General features: G+C 53.4%; 14 protein-coding genes. 8 read left to right on the forward strand and 6 right to left on the reverse strand.

Annotation, left to right across the window (positions count from 1 at the left end; genetic code table 11):
* The first annotated feature begins 73 nt into the window (after positions 1-73).
* Entirely contained in the window at positions 74-1,852 is a 1,779-nt protein-coding gene (locus tag QW71_RS21025) for a sugar-binding domain-containing protein (protein ID WP_200905950.1), read from the forward strand.
* Positions 1,853-2,344: 492 nt separating this feature from the next.
* Here QW71_RS21025 and QW71_RS21030 read toward each other — a convergent pair whose 3' ends face one another.
* The gene (locus tag QW71_RS21030; RefSeq protein ID WP_039303190.1) at positions 2,345-3,622 is read right to left on the reverse strand and encodes a histidine--tRNA ligase; all 1,278 of its coding nucleotides are present in this window, start codon (positions 3,620-3,622) and stop codon (positions 2,345-2,347) included.
* A gap of 291 nt (positions 3,623-3,913) precedes the next feature.
* Between QW71_RS21030 and QW71_RS21035 the strand changes: the two genes are divergently transcribed.
* From QW71_RS21035 to QW71_RS21045, 3 genes are all read left to right on the forward strand, one after another.
* Positions 3,914-4,567 carry an HD domain-containing protein gene (locus QW71_RS21035; RefSeq protein ID WP_039303194.1) on the forward strand — a complete coding sequence of 218 codons (654 nt, stop codon included), beginning with the start codon at positions 3,914-3,916 and terminating at the stop codon, positions 4,565-4,567.
* A 90-nt stretch (positions 4,568-4,657) separates the two neighbouring features.
* Entirely contained in the window at positions 4,658-6,109 is a 1,452-nt protein-coding gene (locus QW71_RS21040) for a DEAD/DEAH box helicase (RefSeq protein ID WP_039303196.1), read from the forward strand.
* Positions 6,110-6,634: 525 nt separating this feature from the next.
* Positions 6,635-7,858, forward strand: a complete 1,224-nt coding sequence (locus QW71_RS21045; protein ID WP_039303199.1) for a M20 family metallopeptidase — start codon at positions 6,635-6,637, stop codon at positions 7,856-7,858.
* A 185-nt stretch (positions 7,859-8,043) separates the two neighbouring features.
* Here QW71_RS21045 and QW71_RS21050 read toward each other — a convergent pair whose 3' ends face one another.
* The gene (locus QW71_RS21050) at positions 8,044-8,748 is read right to left on the reverse strand and encodes a hypothetical protein (RefSeq protein ID WP_039303201.1); all 705 of its coding nucleotides are present in this window, start codon (positions 8,746-8,748) and stop codon (positions 8,044-8,046) included.
* A gap of 150 nt (positions 8,749-8,898) precedes the next feature.
* Entirely contained in the window at positions 8,899-10,614 is a 1,716-nt protein-coding gene (locus QW71_RS21055) for an ABC transporter ATP-binding protein (protein ID WP_039303204.1), read from the reverse strand.
* 220 nt (positions 10,615-10,834) lie between these two features.
* Between QW71_RS21055 and QW71_RS41000 the strand changes: the two genes are divergently transcribed.
* The 4 genes from QW71_RS41000 to QW71_RS21070 all read left to right on the forward strand — a co-directional run bounded on the left by QW71_RS41000 (position 10,835) and on the right by QW71_RS21070 (position 15,560).
* Complete coding sequence (locus tag QW71_RS41000; protein WP_200905951.1) at positions 10,835-10,939, forward strand: sporulation protein YjcZ; 105 nt, start codon at positions 10,835-10,837, stop codon at positions 10,937-10,939.
* A gap of 250 nt (positions 10,940-11,189) precedes the next feature.
* Positions 11,190-12,422 carry an MFS transporter gene (locus QW71_RS21060; RefSeq protein WP_047013892.1) on the forward strand — a complete coding sequence of 411 codons (1,233 nt, stop codon included), beginning with the start codon at positions 11,190-11,192 and terminating at the stop codon, positions 12,420-12,422.
* Between the two features lie 403 nt (positions 12,423-12,825).
* Entirely contained in the window at positions 12,826-13,848 is a 1,023-nt protein-coding gene (locus QW71_RS21065) for an ABC transporter substrate-binding protein (RefSeq protein WP_039303207.1), read from the forward strand.
* A gap of 110 nt (positions 13,849-13,958) precedes the next feature.
* Positions 13,959-15,560 (forward strand): helix-turn-helix domain-containing protein, encoded by a 1,602-nt coding sequence (locus tag QW71_RS21070; RefSeq protein WP_039303210.1) that lies wholly within the window; start codon positions 13,959-13,961, stop codon positions 15,558-15,560.
* Positions 15,561-15,567: 7 nt separating this feature from the next.
* Here the strand turns inward: QW71_RS21070 and QW71_RS21075 are convergent, their stop codons facing one another.
* Genes QW71_RS21075 through QW71_RS21085 form a run of 3 tightly spaced genes read right to left on the reverse strand, consistent with a single transcriptional unit; the run spans position 15,568 to position 17,905 of the window.
* Positions 15,568-16,815: an MFS transporter gene (locus tag QW71_RS21075; protein WP_052770115.1), complete on the reverse strand. Its 1,248-nt coding sequence runs from the start codon at positions 16,813-16,815 to the stop codon at positions 15,568-15,570.
* On the reverse strand, positions 16,812-17,441 hold the full coding sequence (locus tag QW71_RS21080; RefSeq protein WP_039303213.1) for a LysE family translocator: 630 nt from the start codon (positions 17,439-17,441) through the stop codon (positions 16,812-16,814). Before QW71_RS21080 ends, QW71_RS21075 begins: the two co-directional genes overlap by 4 nt.
* On the reverse strand, positions 17,438-17,905 hold the full coding sequence (locus QW71_RS21085; protein WP_039303216.1) for an Lrp/AsnC family transcriptional regulator: 468 nt from the start codon (positions 17,903-17,905) through the stop codon (positions 17,438-17,440). The genes QW71_RS21080 and QW71_RS21085 overlap by 4 nt, the downstream gene beginning before the upstream one ends.
* Positions 17,906-18,163: the final 258 nt, after the last annotated feature.

Consider the following 18,163-nt stretch of genomic DNA (forward strand, 5'->3'; position numbering starts at 1 on the left):
AAGGACTAATAAGGACTGTAGCAAGGCTGATCGCAATGAAATCTAATCACACGGGAAACTGGAGGATGGAATAATGACGAATCAGCAACGTGCGGAATATCCGCGTCCGCAATTCATGCGCGACAACTGGGTGAATTTGAACGGGGAATGGGAGTTTGCTTTCGATGACGACAATGTAGGCAGCCGGGAACAGTGGCATCTGGGAAATAAACCGCTGGCCCAGCGGATACAGGTTCCGTTTGCTTTTCAGAGCAGCCTGAGCGGGATCGCTGATCCCGGATTTCATGACATCGTCTGGTACCGGCGGGAGCTGGAGATCCCGGAGGCTTTTGAAGGACAAGAGATTCTGCTGCATTTCGGTGCTGTGGATTACGAAGCCTCTGTCTGGCTCAACGGGATCCTGGTCGCGAAGCATGCGGGCGGGCATACGCCGTTCCATGCCGGGATTAGCGCCGCACTGGCACCTGCGGGCCAGCCTAATATTCTGGTGGTCAAAGCTGTGGATTACAGCAAGGACGTGACTTTGCCCCGGGGCAAGCAATATTGGAAAAGCGATTCGGCCAGCATTTTCTATACCCGGACTACGGGGATCTGGCAGACGGTGTGGATGGAGGCGGTATCCTCCGTATATCTCGGCAAGGTGAAGCTGACGCCGGATATTGACCGCAAGAGCATCGAAATCCGCTCCTTCATTAAAGGTGCGCTAACCAGTAATGGAGAGCTGAACAGTGAATTCCTGAAACTTCAGGTGGAGATCACGTTTGAGGGCCAGCCGATTTCAAGTGATGTGTACTCTGTGCGCAACCCGGAAGAGTCCCGGAGCATTACCCTCAGTGATTTCAATGACCATGGGCACGGGCACTGGTGGTCGCCGGAGCAGCCGAATCTCTATGATGTCACTTTTACCCTGCTGGATGGCGGGAAGGTGCTGGATCAGGTAACCAGTTATTTCGGTATGCGCAAAACCTCGGTCGAAAGCGGCAGACTCTGCCTCAACAACCGCCCTTATTTCATGAAGCTGGTGCTGGATCAGGGGTATTTCCCGGACGGCAACCTGACACCGCCCAGCGATGAGGCGATCCGCCGCGATGTCGAGCTGACCAAGGAGATGGGCTTTAACGGTGCGCGCAAGCACCAGAAGCTGGAGGACCCGCGTTACCTGTACTGGTGTGACAAGCTGGGCTTACTCGTCTGGGGCGAAGCGGCCAATGCCTATGAATACTCGGAAGAGTATGTCCGCCGCTTCACGCAGGAATGGCAGGAGAGCATCGAACGAGATTACAACCATCCTTCGATTGTGGTCTGGGTTCCGCTGAACGAGAGCTGGGGCGTGCCGAACATCGCCACCGACAAACAGCAGCAGCAGCATGCCCAGGCGATGTACCATTTGACCAAGTCGCTGGACGGGACGCGGCCGGTTGTCTCCAATGACGGATGGGAGCTGGTCACCACAGACCTGTTCAATATCCACGATTACGAGTGGCGGCGCGAGGTATTGGAACAGCGGTATTCCTCCGTGGAGCTGGCCGTCAGCGGCCTGCCGGGTAACCGCAAGCTGGCGGTAGAAGGCTTCCCGTATGCGGACCAGCCGATTCTCATCACAGAATTCGGCGGCGTCGCCTACAAAAAAAGCGACTGGGACGGCTGGGGCTACTCCGGCGCGGAGAACGATGAGGACTACGCTGCGCGTCTGCGGGCGGTAATACAGCCGCTGCTGTTCTCTGGAGTAGTGCAGGGGTATTGCTATACTCAGCTCACGGATGTGGAGCAGGAGATCAACGGCCTGCTGACGTATGACCGCGTACCGAAGCTGCCGCTGGAGCTGATTCGGGCTATTAATGAGGGGAAATAAGCGTAGGAATAGTTAGGCGAAGCTCATGCTGTTAAGTCCAGGCTATAGAAAAGCTGCCTTCCGGTACGGAAATCGTACGGAGGCAGCTTTATTACTTTTTAGCATGGAGCTATGCGAAATCCTGCACTAAATACAACAATCGGTGCTTTTTAAATCCCGTTTTAGGGAATTGTTGTACGAAATGCAACAATCTGTGCCCGGGATGCGCCAATCTGATGATAATCTTGCAAAAAGTACAACAATTTGTGAATGCAGCCGCCAAATGAGCGGAAATCCTGCAAAAAGTACAACATTTTCGGCTCGGCGCACCCGGCTGACGGAAATCTTGCACAAATTACAACAATGAGCTGTCCCAGAGGTCGAGCTGATAGCAATCCTGCAAAACGTACAACTATCAGCCGCCGGCATCTGTATTCAGAAGCTGGTGAGTGGAGCGTATGCAAACTTGTCTGTCTGACAGTGAATTTGGACCTGGAGCAGACTCAACAAGTTTTACCCGGCAGTCAACTGAGCCGCCTCCCCCACCGTAACCAATCTCTCGCTCCCCAGCGTCATATCCTTGAGCCGCAGCTTGCCCTCAGCCGCCTCGCTCTCACCAACCATAATCACATACCGTATGCCTTTGGCACTCGCTGATGCCAGCGTTTTTTTGAGCTTGCGCGAGCCGGTGTCTACACCCGTGCGGATGCCGGCGGCCCGGAGCGCAGCGGCGGCAACCAGAGCCTCCGGCAGGTATCCGCCGATGGGAATGATCAGGACCCCGGAACGGTCTGCCGTATCCACCGGACGTTCGCCCAGCAGGGCCATGATCGACTCCATCCCGAACGAGATGCCGACCGTAGGGTACTCTATATCATCACGCCCGACTAGCTTCCCGATAATTGCATCATATCTGCCCCCGCCGCCCAGGCTTGAGGTATAGCTGCCGGAAGCATCAAAGATTTCATAGACGGTCCCGGTATAGAATGAGAGGCCGCGCGAGAGAAAAGGATCGAAGACGCACACTGTGCTAAGGCTAATCGCATCAATTAGCTGCTGCAGCGCGAGCACTTCAAGCGCACCGGGCTGCCCGTCCAGCTTATATCTTTCCACCAGCTGCCCGAACCCCGGATTGTTAAGCGTAAGCAGCTCGGCAATCCGCTGAACCGTGTCAGCCGTCAGCTGCTTGTCCGTCAGCTCTGCCAGCACCCCGCCGCTGCCGATTTTGGCCAGCTTGTCGAGGGTCAGCATTACGGACAGCTGCTCCTCCGGCGGAACGCCGACCGCACCGAGAATTTCACCCAGGAACCGGCGGTTGTTCCACTTCAGCACCACCGGAATCTTCAGTCTGCGGAAGACTTCCACGGCCAGCTGCATCAGCTCCGCTTCGGCCTGCGGGCCGGCAATGCCGACCACATCGGCGTCACATTGCAGGAATTCGCGCAGCCGCCCTTTTTTGACCGGCCCATCCCGGAACACCTTGCCGATCTCATAACGCCGATATGGGAATTCAATCCCCGGATTCATGGCAATCACCTTGGCAAAAGGGATCGTCAGATCGTACCGCAGCCCAAGCCTGCGTCCGCCCTGATCAGCCAGCTGATACATTTCGCGGAGAATCTCATCGCCCCCGGCGTATTTGGAGGTCAGCAGCTCCAGCTCGTTCAGCAGCGTGGTATCCATCGACTCGAAGCTGTACAGCTCGAACAGTTCCTGGAGTGTGGTCCGGACATTCTGGCGGATGGCCTGTTCGCGGCCGAAATAATCATAAGTTCCTTTAATATTTTGCATTATTAGCAGCTCCCTTGTTATTGAATTCCGGTAAAATAAAAAACGCGCCGGACCCCGTGGTCCCGCGCGCTTCGATATGCCGCAGGGAGGTCAAACGCGAAATGCGTTAGCCCTCCCTGAATGAATTCAGGTGTGTGCTAACGCTGCTTGTGATGATGAAGTTGATTCGTTATGATGGACAGGCAGTTCATGTGAATCAACTCCCTTCAGCTTTTAATTACTGCACATTATAGCGGATCAGGGACAGCTGTGCAACACCTATATCCCTATTTTCACAAAGGAGCAATCATAATGAATCATACAGAGCTTATCACAGAAGCAGAGAACTTCGCCAAGGAGCAACTCGGACAGGATACCACCGGCCATGACTGGTTTCACACTAACCGCGTGCGCAATACAGCGGCGCTGATCGCAGGGATGGAGGGGGCTAATGTTGTAATATCCACAATCGCCGCGCTACTGCATGATGTGGCTGACGAGAAGCTGAATCCCTCCAAAGAAGCAGGACTGCTCAAAGTACAAACTTGGCTGGCCGCACATCTCCCGGATGAAGCTGCAAACAAGCAGATTATGGAGATTATCGGGACGATGTCGTTCAGCGGCGGCGGTGGTGCACCAATGTCTACGCTGGAAGGACAAGTGGTGCAGGATGCGGACCGTCTGGATGCGCTGGGGGCGATCGGGATTACGCGTACAATGGTCTTTTCAGGAGCGAAGGGCCGTCCGGTCTATGATCCGGAAATTCCGCCAAGGGACGAATCGCTAAAAGAGGAATACCGCAACTATTCCAAGGGAACGGCGGTCAATCATTTTTATGAGAAGCTGCTTAAGCTGAAGGACCTCATGAACACCTCTTACGGCAAACAGCTGGCGGAGGAGCGGCATCAGTTTATGCTGATTTTTTTGGAGCAATTTCATAAGGAATGGAATCAAGGGGCAGAGTAGGTGTTATAATGGAATAATGCGCAAGATGGATGGAACGCGGGAGACCCCGCTTGAACCGGAACAATCGGCATAGAAGAGGTTGGATACAATATGAGTGAAGTACAAGTACAGTTTAGTGATTATGGTTTGGATGAAGAGATTATCCGCGCGCTGGAGGTTCTGAAGTACGTGGACCCCACAGAGGTGCAGCGGAAGGTCATTCCGGTAGCGCTGAAGGCGCAGGATCTGATCGTGAAGTCACAGACGGGCAGCGGCAAAACCGCAGCCTTCGCCATTCCGCTCTGTGAGCTGGTCGATTGGAATGAGAACAAACCCCAGGCGCTGGTGCTGACCCCAACCCGGGAGCTGGCCCAGCAGGTACGGGAGGACATTACGAACATCGGGCGCTTCAAGCGGATTAAGGCGGTAGCCCTGTTCGGCAAGCAGCCTTTTGCCCCGCAGAAGATTGAGCTTACCCAGAAGACGCATGTGGTCGTTGGCACGCCGGGCCGTGTGTTTGACCATATCGACCGCGGAACGCTGAACCTTAGCCGGATTAAATATCTGGTGATTGATGAAGCGGACGAAATGCTCAGCATGGGCTTCATTGAGCAGATTGAGAAGATTATCAAGCAGCTGCCTAAGGAACGTGTAACGATGCTGTTCTCGGCGACGCTGCCGGAAGTGATTAAGAATCTGTGCCGTAAGTACATGACGGAGCCGGTGGATATCGAGATCGAAGCCAGCGGGATTACGACGGCGTCGATTGAGCATGCGCTGATTGAAGTGAGACAAGCTGCCAAGTTTGGACTGCTGAGCGACCTGCTGACGGTGGAGAATCCGGATAGCTGTATTATTTTTTGCCGCACCCAGGAGCAGGTGAATGCCCTCTTCCGCGGAATGGCGGATCTGGAATATCCTGTGGACAAAATCCACGGCGGCATGGAGCAGGACGAGCGTTTTGAGGTCATGAATGCTTTTAAGCGGGGCCAGTTCCGTTATCTGATCGCCACCGACGTTGCAGCCAGAGGGATTGATATCGAGAACATCACCCATGTCATTAACTACGATATCCCGCTGGAAAAAGAGAGCTACGTCCACCGCACCGGCCGGACCGCCCGCGCAGGCAAAAGCGGCAAAGCGATCACCTTCGTTACGCCGAATGAGCACAAATGGGTCAAGGAAATCGAAGGCTACATCGGCTTCACCCTGCCGGAGATGAAAGCTCCTTCGGATGATGCCGTGGCCTATGCCAAACCGGCCTTCGATCTGAAGTTGGGCAAGCAGCAGGTCCGCAAAGCCGGCAAAACCGAGGTCATGAACCAGGACATCATGAAGCTCTACTTCAACGGCGGCAAGAAAAAGAAGCTCCGCGCGGTCGATTTCGTCGGCACTATCGCCAAGCTTGAGGGCATCACGGCGGCGGACATCGGAATCATCACGATCCAGGACAACGTAACCTACGTCGATATTCTGAACGGCAAGGGATCGCTTGTGCTGCAGGCGATGAAGGAGACAACCGTGAAGGGCAAGCTGCTGAAGTGCCATATCGCCAAAAAATAAGCTGTTTCCAAGAGCTGTCACACCAATTGTTATACGGGGTGGCGGCTTTTTTGCGATGTATGAGAGCCTGCGAACAAATGTATGTGAAAAACCGAATACAATGTGTCGGCAATAGAGTAAAAGGGCCAAATGTATGCGTAAAACCGAATACAATGTGTCGCCAATGGAGTAAACGGGCCTAATGTATGCGAAAAACCGAATACAATGTGCCACGAATGGAGCAAACGGGCCAAATGTATGCGAAAAACCGAATACAATGGGTCACCGTTAGCTGGGGAAGCCGATCATCCAGAAAATGTTGGAGGGAAAGGAGCTGATACGTTTAACGGCGCCAAGGTTTTTCCTGAGGGATACGGCTGACCGTGGACAACGTGACTTTTGCGGCTGCGAAAAGGTTCAGAATCACGTAGATTTCAACGTAAGCTATATGCGTGGTCTGGATAGGCGTGCTGGAAGCCTGTATGAAAGTAAGTTGAACTGGATTAAATTGAACTGAAACTACCTAACCAAGGAGGATGGTGGACTATGAAAAGTGTGAGAAGCCGCGAGTTTGCCGTGCCTTTTCTGCAGCGCCTGATTGAGGTGGATACCTGTAATCCTCCCGGCAATGAGCACAAGCTGTCTCTGCTGCTGCAGGAGGTGTTGAGGGAGCTGGGCATATCCAGCACCATTACGATTGTAGAGCAGGGGCGGAGCAACCTGGAGGCGGTGATTGCCGGCTCCGGCAACCGGAAGCTGATGTTCTGCGGCCATCTTGACACGGTCAGTCCCTGGAGCGCAGCAGCAGGCAGCTATCCCCCGCATGGCGCGGTGATTGAGGGGGGGAGGATGTACGGCCGGGGCACCTCCGATATGAAAAGCGGCCTGGCCGCCATGCTGCTCGCCGCAGCTTCCCTGCACCAGGACGGCTTCCGGCTGGCCGGTGATCTGGTCTTCCTGGCGACAGCCGGGGAAGAGGTCGACAGCTGCGGCGCACGGCTGTATGCGGACCAGAACAGCCTGCCGGAGCTGGACGGGATCGTCATCGGCGAACCGACGGGCAGCCGGGTGGCGGTCGGCCACAAAGGCGCCCTCTGGCTGCGTATTTCCCTCTTCGGACGCAGCGCCCACGGCTCCATGCCGCAGCTCGGCCTGAATGCGGTGGAGGGCATGATGGAGATCATCTCGCTGCTCCACCGCCATGCGCTGGAGTGGCAGGCCACTGATCCGGTTCTTGGTTCCAGCAGCCTGTCCGTGAATAAGATTACCGGCGGTGTACAGACCAATGTTGTCCCGGATTCCTGCACCATCGATGTGGATATCCGCACCGTTCCGCCGCAGGAGCATGGTCCGCTGCTGCGGGAGATTGAGAACAAGCTCCAGGAGATCCGGCAGCGTCATGCGGACTACCGTTATCAGGTGGAGCAGCTGCTGGACCGGAGTGTGGTCTACACTGATCCCGGCCAGCGTTTGATTACTACGGCTTTGGAAATTGCTGCGCAGCAGAGGAGGCAGGGCCAAGCGGGAGGCCCTGGTGAAGAAGCAGAGGTTCATGCGGCAAGAGACGTAACTCCAATTCAAGGCGTACCCTATTACACGGACGGCTCCGTGCTGCATGATAATGGCAGGCTCCCGGTTCTGATCTATGGTCCGGGCGACCACCGCCTCGCCCATCAGCCGGATGAATGGGTGGATATAGACGCCTACCTGGAATCAATCGACTTTTATAGAGAGCTGGCGATCCGTTTTCTGGGCAGGACTGATGATTAGCACACTTAACGCTGATGAGGCAGATGACTCTTTTACAAGAACAAGCGGGGGCATAGGTAACCTTACAGTTTGGTTGATTGTACTTTATGCAATACAACATTCGTTCACCTTATATGAGACAAGAAAGCAGGCATAAAAGAAATTACAGTTCAGCCTATAACTTGTCAGGTAAGAATAGGCCGTTTCTAAGGTTGTATTAGACTTCGGATTTCGTCGCCGACAATTCTGGTATCCCAAGGCGAAAAGAACACATTGACACCATCATCAGCAAGAGAAAAGGAGAAGGCAAACGGCCCGCCGGTATATAGGACTACCTGATAATATTCCGGATCACCGTCCTTATTCTGAGGGCTGTAATTTTGCGTGTTTTTTCCGCTTTCCAGCAGGTGGATGAAGCGTTTGGTTTCATCATCGGTTAGAGTTTTGTAAGGCTTCACATCATCCTGATGATATAGTTCAACCCGCTGTATTATGTCTTTAATGACGTCATTATATCGCTGCTGCAGGTTATTGGAGTAATCATCCTCCACATATAAACGGTATCCGCCGATGCGTGTTTCATCTTTAGCGGCAATAACTTCGTCTGTCTTAAAGCCTTCAATGCGGTATAGCTTAGTTCCTTTTTCCAAAAAGGCAGCATCACCATCCTTCGTCTGGTAATGAGGATTAGTAACGACATCCGCGACTTTAAAGTCCACTTTACCAACAGTCTCAGTGGTGACTTGATCCGGATTCTTAATCACGTTTTCCCAAGATCCGGTGTAGGAATGTCCATTTAACTTTAGGAAATCCACCCAATCAATTGCAGAGCCTCCCTTAATCCGAGTATTGCCCGAGCAGCCGCACAGAACTATAATAGCCGTTAGCACGATGAGTATTTTTATTTTCATCCTAAGACTCCCGCCTTTCTTCAGTTGAACTACTTATACTAATTGACGAAACTGTTCATGGGAGGTTGCGGGAATTAGGCCCGTGAACGAAAAAAACCTTGCGAAGTGCAGCCCGCAGGCCGCATCTCGCAAGGTTTTTAATGTGTACTCCTAAGCATTATACTGCGCCTGATACAGGCGGCTATAAGTGCCTCCGGCGCCCACCAGATCCTCATGGCGGCCTTCCTCGGAGATGCCGTCCTCGCTGACCACGATAATCCGGTCGGCATTCTTGATCGTTGTCAGGCGGTGGGCGATGACAAGGGTTGTGCGGCCCACGGACAGGTCAGCCAGCGACTGCTGAATCGCCGCTTCGGTCTCGGTGTCGAGGGCCGAGGTGGCTTCGTCCAGAATCAGAATCGGCGGATTCTTGAGGAACATGCGGGCGATCGCCAGGCGCTGCTTCTGTCCGCCGGACAGCTTGACGCCGCGTTCCCCGATAACGGTATCCATCCCGTTCGGCAGGCTGTTGATCAGTTCTTCCAGGTGAGCCTGACGTGCGGCCTGCCAGATCTCCGGCAGCTCTGCATCCAGCTTACCGTAAGCGATATTCTCACGGATCGTGCCGGAGAAGAGGAATACATCCTGCTGCACGATCCCGATCTGCTTCCGCAGCGAGGTGAGCTTCATATCGCGGATATCGATCCCATCGATGGAGATGGCTCCGCCGGTCACATCATAGAAGCGGGGAAGCAGGCTGCAGATCGTTGTTTTGCCGGCACCGGAAGGTCCGACGAAGGCGATGGTCTCACCTGCATTAACCTTCAGGCTGATATCCGCCAGCACTGTACGGTCCGCTTCATAGCCGAAGCTAACATTGCTGAAGCTGATATCCCCGCGGAGTGAGCCTACTTCTACAGCATCCGGCTTGTCCGCGATATCAGGCTCGGTATCAATCACTTCAAGATAACGCTTGAACCCGGCAATCCCCTTCGGATAGCTCTCGATGACGGAGTTGATTTTCTCAATCGGGCGGAAGAAGACGTTAGCCAGCAGGATGAAAGCGACAAATTCCCCGATCTCTAGCTCTCCCTGGATGAAGAACCAGGCACCGCAGACCATCACTACAATGGTAATCAGACGGGTCATCATATAGCTGACCGACGAGCTTTTGGCCATCAGCTTATAAGCCATCAGCTTGGTCTGGCGAAATTTCTGGTTGTCCACAGCGAACAGCTCTTTCTCATATTCTTCATTGGCAAAAGACTGAACCACGCGAATCCCGCCGACATTGTCCTCGATCCGGGCATTAAAGTTACCCACATTGCTGAACAGACGATGGTAAGTTTCCGTCATATTGCGGCCGAAATGGATGATGACCCAGGCCATAACCGGCACGATGATGAAGGTGATTACAGCCAGCTGGAGATTGATATCCGCCATCAGAATAAATGCACCGATCAGTGTCATGACAGCGATGAACACATCCTCCGGCCCGTGATGGGCCACTTCGCCGATATCGTTCAGGTCATTGGTAATTCTGCCGAGCAGATGACCTGTTTTGTTATTATCGAAGAAGCGGAAGGACAGCTTCTGAATATGATCGAACATTTTTTTGCGCATATTGGTCTCAATGTTAATGCCCAGCATGTGCCCCCAATAGGTGACAACATAGTTCATTGCCGTATTCAGCGCGTAAATTCCGAGCAAGACCACACAGGCAATCAGAATCAGCGGCCAGTCCTGACCCGGCAGCAGATCATCAATGAATTTATTGACCGCTACGGGAAAAGCAAGCTCCAGCAGACCGGCACCTACCGCACAGGTGAAGTCGAGGATAAACAGCTTCTTATAAGGGCGGTAATAGGAGAAAAAACGACGCAGCATCTCTTGTTCACTCTTTTCTGTAGTGTGTTATGTATCTGGTTATTGAGATTGATTCTCAAGTGAACCTTATTCTTAGGATACTAAAGAGGGTTACATGATTTGTCAACGGTAAGATGTTTAAAATTACATGTAATTCATCTGACTTATTGCCGTTTCACCCAGTCGCGAAAGGCTTTTTCCACATAGTTTAACTGTATTCAAGTATAAAGGAGGAGTTAACATGAGCGAAAATATTGGGGGATACGGCGGAGTTTTCACTTCCACTGGCGCGATTCTGGTTCTTTTCATCCTGCTCGTAATCATCTCTAAATCTCTCTGGGTATAATTTAGCTTCACCTTAAGTGTACTGCCGCCGGTTGCAGCGACCGGCGGGTTTTTCTGGTTTTTCCTGCTGCGGATGATGTTCAGACGTATTGTCAACCCTCGGAACTAACTTAAATTTGTGCAGCCTCCAGCGTAAAGAGATATAATGGCCACATGTGCCATGGATCTGAAAGTCTAATACATACAGCAGCTTAATTCCCTGACAAGCCCCCGGCTTGACGGGTGTTTTGCTGCGGCCTTGGAGGAACAACATGAAATTCAGCCGTCAAAAAAGCAACATAGCGGGGCCAGGCTTGTCCGCGCATGATTCAAATACCGCCAGCCGGTGGATGCTTGTCACCGGCATTATTTGTGTCGCTGCTGCGCTGCGCGCCCCGTTCACTTCAGTCGGACCTCTGCTGGAGACGATCCGTGATGACCTGGGATTGTCTAATACCCTGGCCGGAGCGATCACGACCTTGCCGTTACTGGCCTTTGCGCTATTATCTCCGTTCGCGCCCCAGCTTGCCCGCAAAGTGGGACTTGCCAATATCCTGATGCTGGCTATGCTTACGCTGTCTATGGGAATACTCGTCCGTTCGGCTTCAGGAACCGTCACCTTGTTTGCGGGTACGGCAATGATTGGCCTGTCCATAGCCGTCTGCAATGTGCTGCTGCCTGGACTGATCAAAGGTAAATTCCCGCACCGCATCGGCCTGATGACCGGAATTTACACGGTCTCCATGAATGTATGTGCAGCTGCTGCTTCAGGCATCAGTATTCCTTTGGCTACCCAAGCGGGGCTTGGATGGAGGGGAACCCTGGCTTTATGGTTTATCATCTCTGCGCTGGCTACACTGTTATGGATTCCGCAGATGAAGAGCCTTAGCCCAAGCGGTACAGGCGCCGTGCGGTCTTCGGCCGTGCGCGTATGGCGCTCCCCGCTCGCCTGGCAGGTTTCATTGTTCATGGGGCTGCAGTCGTTGCTCTACTATGTCCTGATCGCCTGGTTTTCGGTTATTCTCGGGGAGCGGGGAATGTCCTCCAGCCATGCGGGATGGATTCTCTCGCTGATGCAGCTGGCACAGCTGCCGTTTACATTCTTTGTACCGCTCTGGGCCGGACGGATGAAGAACCAGCGCCTACTGGTAGTCATTACTTCTATTCTGTTTATCATTGGCATCCTTGGAATCTGGCTGGGCAGCACGGAGCTGATGGCGGTATGGGCGGTATGCATTGGAATCGGCGGGGGATTTGCCTTTGGACTGGCGATGATGTTCTTCAGCCTGCGCACCCGGACTACGCAGGAAGCCAGTGAGCTGTCGGGCATGGCCCAGTCTGCCGGTTATCTGCTGGCCGCGATGGGACCCGCACTGTTTGGTCTGCTGCATGATGCTACGAACAGCTGGAACACACCGCTGGCACTGCTGGCGGCGGCAAGCGTGCTCTTGTTCGCGGCTGGAATGGGAGCCGGACGCGACAGATACGTGGGTGACGGGGGATAGCGGATTATAATGAACACGGATATATTTATTATTTTCATGGATTACCTCACACATTCCATTTACAATCGGATGGTATATTAAGGATATCCTCAGCTTGTATGTGCTATATATGTTTATGAACTATGGACTCCGCCACTTGCTGGCGGGGTCAATTTTTTTGATAACTACAAGAATTTATATGTTTCACAGGATCACTTATCCCTCTATTTCTCACTGAAACGGTACCGTCCATACAAAAGGGCGGCAATGTCGTTCCCGCTTACAGCTAAATTCAATACGCTTAGTTTGTATAAGATTTTGGCAGAGAAAGTGCATTGAAAGCTGATCAGGACATGCTACTATTGTCATTAAGATTACATGAGAATGATAATCAATGAAAACAGACATAGGAGTGAAGAGAGAAATGACAAACCGGGGCCGGAAGTTTATCTGGACAATCGTACTTATGCTGGCAATGTCCGCTTTGGCGGCTTGCGGGACTACTAACAAGGCTGCGGACGGCAACGCTGTCCAAACAGGGAATGCGGCGGAAGAGGCGGCAGCAGCCAGTACTACTCCTGCAGAGAGCAGCAATAATACCTCAGAAGAAGGCGCGACCCGTACGATTACCGGAGAATTCGGAGATGTAGAAATTCCCGTAAATCCTAAGCGGGTGGCTGGGATCTATGTAGAAGATTATCTGAAGGCACTTGGCGTTACTCCAGTGGTGCAGTGGTATCATCCAAGCTGGGGCAAGCAGGATTATCTGAATCTGGACGTGCCTGAATTCGATATCAGCGGCAGTATGGAAGCGTTGCTCGACAAAAATCCCGATCTGATCATTACCGATGGCGGTGCAGATGCCGCTAAGTATGAACAATATTCTCAGGTGGCGCCAACTTACCGCCTGCCTGAGAGCGTGCTGCAGGATTCAAGGCTAATGCTCACAGCGATTGCCGACGCGCTGGGTATTCCGGAGAAGGGCGAGGCTGTGCTTGCGGAGTATGACCAGAAGGTAGCCGATGGTAAAGCCAAGCTGCAGCAGGCTCTGGGACAGGAAAAGGTAGCTGTAATCCGGCTTAATGTCGCGGACAAAACCTTTGCTCTTTTTGGAGTCAAAAACCGCTTTACCGGTGTGCTCTATGATCAATTCGGTCTGACTCCTGTCCCGATGGCCGCTGAGATGACGGAATATCAGTCCATTATTTCCGAAGAAGTGATACCAGCGCTTGAAGCGGATCACATCATTGTATTCCCTGACAACGGAGACTGGGATACTGCGGCTAATCAGGAGGCGATCCAGATTCTCGATGGCCCTCTGTGGAAGAACCTGCCTGCGGTGAAGAACGGGAACATCTACAGAATGGAACGTTCCCACTGGCAGTCCGGTGCAATCACGGCAAATACGATGAAGCTTGAGGATCTGCTGAAGGTAATGGTGAAATAACATAATTTTGATGAAGCAAGTGAAAAGAAGGTCTATCAGCACAGTTGATAGATCTTCTTTTTTGTTTTACACTGAATTGGTGATAATGATTCTCAATAAGGAGGGGTGGAATGGCGGATCTAGTACAGGAAAATGCCGGAAGAAGGCTATTCTATAGCCTGATTAACATAGAAACCGTTGCCCAGTCCCCGTCTGGAAATGACCCGATTGATGTGTATAAGGAACATACATTAATTATAGTTTCGGAAGGGCAGGGCTGGCTCAAAGCGGATGATAGACAATATCCCTTGGAGAAAGGTGCCGGATTTCTGATAGAGGCCGGATCTCTAAACAGAATCCGGGCCGGAGAGCGGGGACTCAGCTTTTACCGGATTGGCTTTGAGGTTATTCATACCGGAGACAGCAAACATAACGGAGTGGAAAGGAAGTCTGGAGATGGCATGCTCCGGCCTGGATTTCTTAACTGCAGACCTTATTCGCAGTGTGTACTGCTGCTGGATTCCATTTATCATAGCCGCAGGAGTGCGGAGGATATTGAATGGTTTGCAGCTCAGACCCGCTTTCAGGAGCTCCTGCTGCTGATCATGCGGGCGAATTCTCCGGCGATGAAGACCAGGGATGATCATGAGGCGGTGGAGCGTTCGATCCGCTATATGGAGGATCATTTCAATGAATCCTTATCTGTCGACCAGCTGGCTGAGCTTGCAGGGATTGGCCGTGCGCGTTATACCCAGCTTTTTAGAGAGATTACCGGTCAGATTCCCTTGGAGCGCTTAAATGGACTACGCATTGAACGGGCACAGCAGCAGCTGCTGCTGACCAGGGACCGCCTGCATGATGTTGCACTGGCTGTCGGCTACAGCAATGAGTATTATTTCAACCGCCGCTTCAAAGGAACGGTTGGTGTAACTCCGGGCCAATACAGGAGCCTTCATCAGGAGGGAGTTCGCGTATTTGCCCCTTTTCTGGAGGATTATCTGCTGGCATTGGGGATTACTCCGGTGGTGCAATATTGTCATGCCCAGTGGGGGAAGCAGGAGTATCTGGGTCTTGATCAGGTTCCTGCCTTTGATATTTCGAGCGGAGACTGGCAAGGACTCTCCCGGTATATGCCCGAGCTGATTATGCTGGATGACGGCTTTCAGCGCTGGCAGCTGGGGGAATGCCGCCAGGTGGCCCCGCTGCTCCGGCTTCCGTTCCATCAGGAGGACTGGCGGGCAACACTCCGCTCCGCAGCCGCTGTCTTCGGCAGAACGGAACGGGTGCAGGAGGTCATCGGCCATTATGAGCAGCAGGCCCGGCAGGCCAAACGGATGCTCAGCCGCAGCATCAGGGGACAGACGGTAGCGTTACTGCGGATTTCCGCTTATGGAGTTGCTCTGTATGGCTGTGATGAGCTGGGATATTCAGCAAGCGTTCTGCATGAGGATCTGGGGCTCCAGCGGCATGGATTGGTCAGCAGGCTTACCCGGGGACAAAAGCGTGTGAACCTGAGCCGTGAAGAATTGTCTGAGCTGACCGCAGATCATCTGTTTATAACTTTTGACAAGCAGGAAGGTGAAAGCCGGGAGCTGCTCGATACACAGCTATGGAGAAGCCTGCCCGCTGTGCGCAACCGCTGTGTGTACGAGGTTGATTTCATGGCCTGGATGAATTATGGTGTGCTGTCCCATCAGCGTAAAATCGAGGATGTGCTGAAGGTACTGGCGTAGGCACCAGTCACAATCTGCGGATTGGTGAAGCAACAGCAATAAGCACCTCGATCAGTTTGGCGGCGGCCAGCAGAAATACTGCACCGGGGGCCAATGCACCGCTCATCCAGCCGCCGAGTAATGCACCGGCCGGCATAGCCGTGCGGGTGACGACTCTGGAGAAGCTCAGCACTCTGCCGAGCAGCTCGGGCGGAACCTTCTCCTGGCGGATGGAAGCGGACAAGACGGACCAGGAGGTGTTGCAGGCAGCGACCAGGCCGAAGCCGATTCCCGGCGCCAGCCAGGAGGCGTTGAAGCCGGCCAGCACAAATCCGCAGGTTCCGGCCAGCAGCAGCACCGGAATCAGGCGGCCGCGCCTGAAATGCCGGTCGAGATAAATAACCGCAAGGCTCCCGGCGACTCCTCCGGCAGCGAGCAAGGTATATGTCATGCCCATTTGACCTGTAGTTAAATGAAGATTGGTAATCAGGTAGTAGGTCAGGGTGGCATACGCTGCACTGTAGCCGAAGTTGCCGATGGCTGCCTGGAATGATAGGGCCAATTGGACCGGGCTGCGGATCAGCCAGAGGAAGCCCTGGGACATTTCGGCGGCAAAAGCAGGCTTGGCGCTGCGTGTCCGTGCGGGTTCCTGCGGAAGCCGGTACAGAACGTAGAGAATGACCGCGAAGGAAGCGACATCCAGCCACAGGATGGAAGTAATGCTCATAAGCGAGGCCAAGCCTCCCGCGACCGCCGGTCCGAGCATATCGGCCAGCTGACCTGCGGTCTGAACTCCGGCATTCCCCCGGGTAAGATTCTTCCCGGACAGCGCCGGGATTAGGGTTACAACCGCTATATCATAACCCGTCGATACAATGGATAAGAGCAGAGAAATGACGTACAGATGCCAAATGGCGAGCAGTCCGTAATGTGCCAGTATAGGAATGAGGGCAATGAGTCCCATTCGGATCAGATCTGCGCAGAGCATCAGCCGCTTGCGATTGAACCGGTCGAGGATCACTCCGGCAAAAGGGGCAAACAAAATAACCGGCAGCACACTGACGGCAAACAGCGAGCTCATCACCAGCACAGACCCGGTCAGCCTGTAGGAGAGCAGCGGCAGACAAAAGGTGTATAGGGCGTCTCCGATTCTGGAAATGAAATATCCGGTCAGGAAATGCGCCAGCTGGAGCGGGCTTTGCGGCCGGGAGTGACGCTGTGGTTCTTGTGGCAAAGCAGAGGCCGGATAAGAAGAGGAACCGCGGGCGGTCTTCATAACAGTTGCCTCCAATAAGTGGACAATACGGTGAAGCTGCCGTATAAGCTGAACAGAACCAGTATGATTGCGGTGCCCAGGCTCAGGAGCCGGCTGAAGCTGCCGGACAGCCTGCCCCTGATCAGGGAGATCAGGCCGGATAACAGCAGCCACCAGGCGAAGGAGCCCAGAGCAATACCTGCCGGAAGAAACAGGGAGGCGCTGATTGCCTGGCCCAGTGAAGCGGCAAGCGCCATGAAGGACAGTAGTGTTGCCGGATTGGCCAGAGTCAGCAGGAATGCTGAGAGCATGCTATAGGTTATTCCGCTGCGAACGGGGGCAGCTGCTTCTTCCGGGGGCTTCTCCGGCCACAGTGCCCGCAGCCCCAGATAGCCGAGAAACAGGCTGCCGAGCAGACGAAGCGGAAGGGCGTAGACGGTGGTGAAATCATTCACAATCCGGAAGCTGGCGACGGTCACGAGCGCATAGAAGGCGTCAGCGAGCGCTATTCCGGTGCCCGTGGCGAGACCGGCAGTGAAGCCGGACTTCAGTGTACGGTTCATGCACAGCAGAGACATCGGACCGACAGGAGCGGCAACAATGAAGCCGAAGCTGAGGCCGCTTAACAGGGCCAGCCATGTATTCATGGTGTACGTTCTGCCGGGGGCAGCGGTACATGCGGAGTTTCTTTGACGGTCCCGAGGATAATCGTAGTGCGGGTCCGCACGATACCCGGCAGGCCTTTGATCTCCTCGCTGATGATCCGGTCCAGATCCCGCGTTCCCCGGCAGCGCAGCTTCAGGACATAATCATCATCCCCGGTAGTGTGATGGCATTCCTGAACCTCCGGCAGCTTCATCACGAGTTCTATGAAGCCTTGCCGGTGTTCCGGCCGCTCCAGCGATACGGCAATCAGTGCAGCCAATCCGTAACCGGCCGATTCCGCGTCGATCAGCGCCGTATATCCGGTAATTACACCTTGCTCTTCCAGCCGCCGAACCCTGTCTGCAGTGGCAGGAGAAGAAAGACCCAGCAGTCCGGCAAGCTCGGACCAGGTGATCCTGCCGTTATTCATTATTGCCGAGATGATTTTGTAATCTAAAGAATCCATGTTATCCCTCCTTATATTATTAACCCATATGAGGAATATACATTATAATAATAAGCATTTCAATAATATTCCATACTTATTATTTGCGGGTCATTGAGTGGATTGCGGGACTTTCATAGGCCTGGAATACTCACCAATAAAAAATGCTTGCAATTTATGTTCAAAGAGAGTATAGTCTTATTTACGGTGATTGAATCACTGAACTACATAATATGCGGTCATGGCGGAATTGGCAGACGCGCTGGCTTCAGGTGCCAG

Source organism: Paenibacillus sp. IHB B 3415 (assembly GCF_000802655.2).
GTDB classification, from domain to species: Bacteria; Bacillota; Bacilli; order Paenibacillales; family Paenibacillaceae; genus Paenibacillus_AQ; species Paenibacillus_AQ phytohabitans.

Bases quoted from the DNA above. Each gene is read 5' to 3' on its own strand.
- QW71_RS21025 (WP_200905950.1), top strand. From the start codon at position 74: ATGACGAATCAGCAACGTGCGGAATATCCGCGTCCGCAATTCATGCGC.
- QW71_RS21030 (WP_039303190.1), bottom strand. From the start codon at position 3,622: ATGCAAAATATTAAAGGAACTTATGATTATTTCGGCCGCGAACAGGCC.
- QW71_RS21035 (WP_039303194.1), top strand. From the start codon at position 3,914: ATGAATCATACAGAGCTTATCACAGAAGCAGAGAACTTCGCCAAGGAG.
- QW71_RS21040 (WP_039303196.1), top strand. From the start codon at position 4,658: ATGAGTGAAGTACAAGTACAGTTTAGTGATTATGGTTTGGATGAAGAG.
- QW71_RS21045 (WP_039303199.1), top strand. From the start codon at position 6,635: ATGAAAAGTGTGAGAAGCCGCGAGTTTGCCGTGCCTTTTCTGCAGCGC.
- QW71_RS21050 (WP_039303201.1), bottom strand. From the start codon at position 8,748: ATGAAAATAAAAATACTCATCGTGCTAACGGCTATTATAGTTCTGTGC.
- QW71_RS21055 (WP_039303204.1), bottom strand. From the start codon at position 10,614: ATGCTGCGTCGTTTTTTCTCCTATTACCGCCCTTATAAGAAGCTGTTT.
- QW71_RS41000 (WP_200905951.1), top strand. From the start codon at position 10,835: ATGAGCGAAAATATTGGGGGATACGGCGGAGTTTTCACTTCCACTGGC.
- QW71_RS21060 (WP_047013892.1), top strand. From the start codon at position 11,190: ATGAAATTCAGCCGTCAAAAAAGCAACATAGCGGGGCCAGGCTTGTCC.
- QW71_RS21065 (WP_039303207.1), top strand. From the start codon at position 12,826: ATGACAAACCGGGGCCGGAAGTTTATCTGGACAATCGTACTTATGCTG.
- QW71_RS21070 (WP_039303210.1), top strand. From the start codon at position 13,959: ATGGCGGATCTAGTACAGGAAAATGCCGGAAGAAGGCTATTCTATAGC.
- QW71_RS21075 (WP_052770115.1), bottom strand. From the start codon at position 16,815: ATGAAGACCGCCCGCGGTTCCTCTTCTTATCCGGCCTCTGCTTTGCCA.
- QW71_RS21080 (WP_039303213.1), bottom strand. From the start codon at position 17,441: ATGAATACATGGCTGGCCCTGTTAAGCGGCCTCAGCTTCGGCTTCATT.
- QW71_RS21085 (WP_039303216.1), bottom strand. From the start codon at position 17,905: ATGGATTCTTTAGATTACAAAATCATCTCGGCAATAATGAATAACGGC.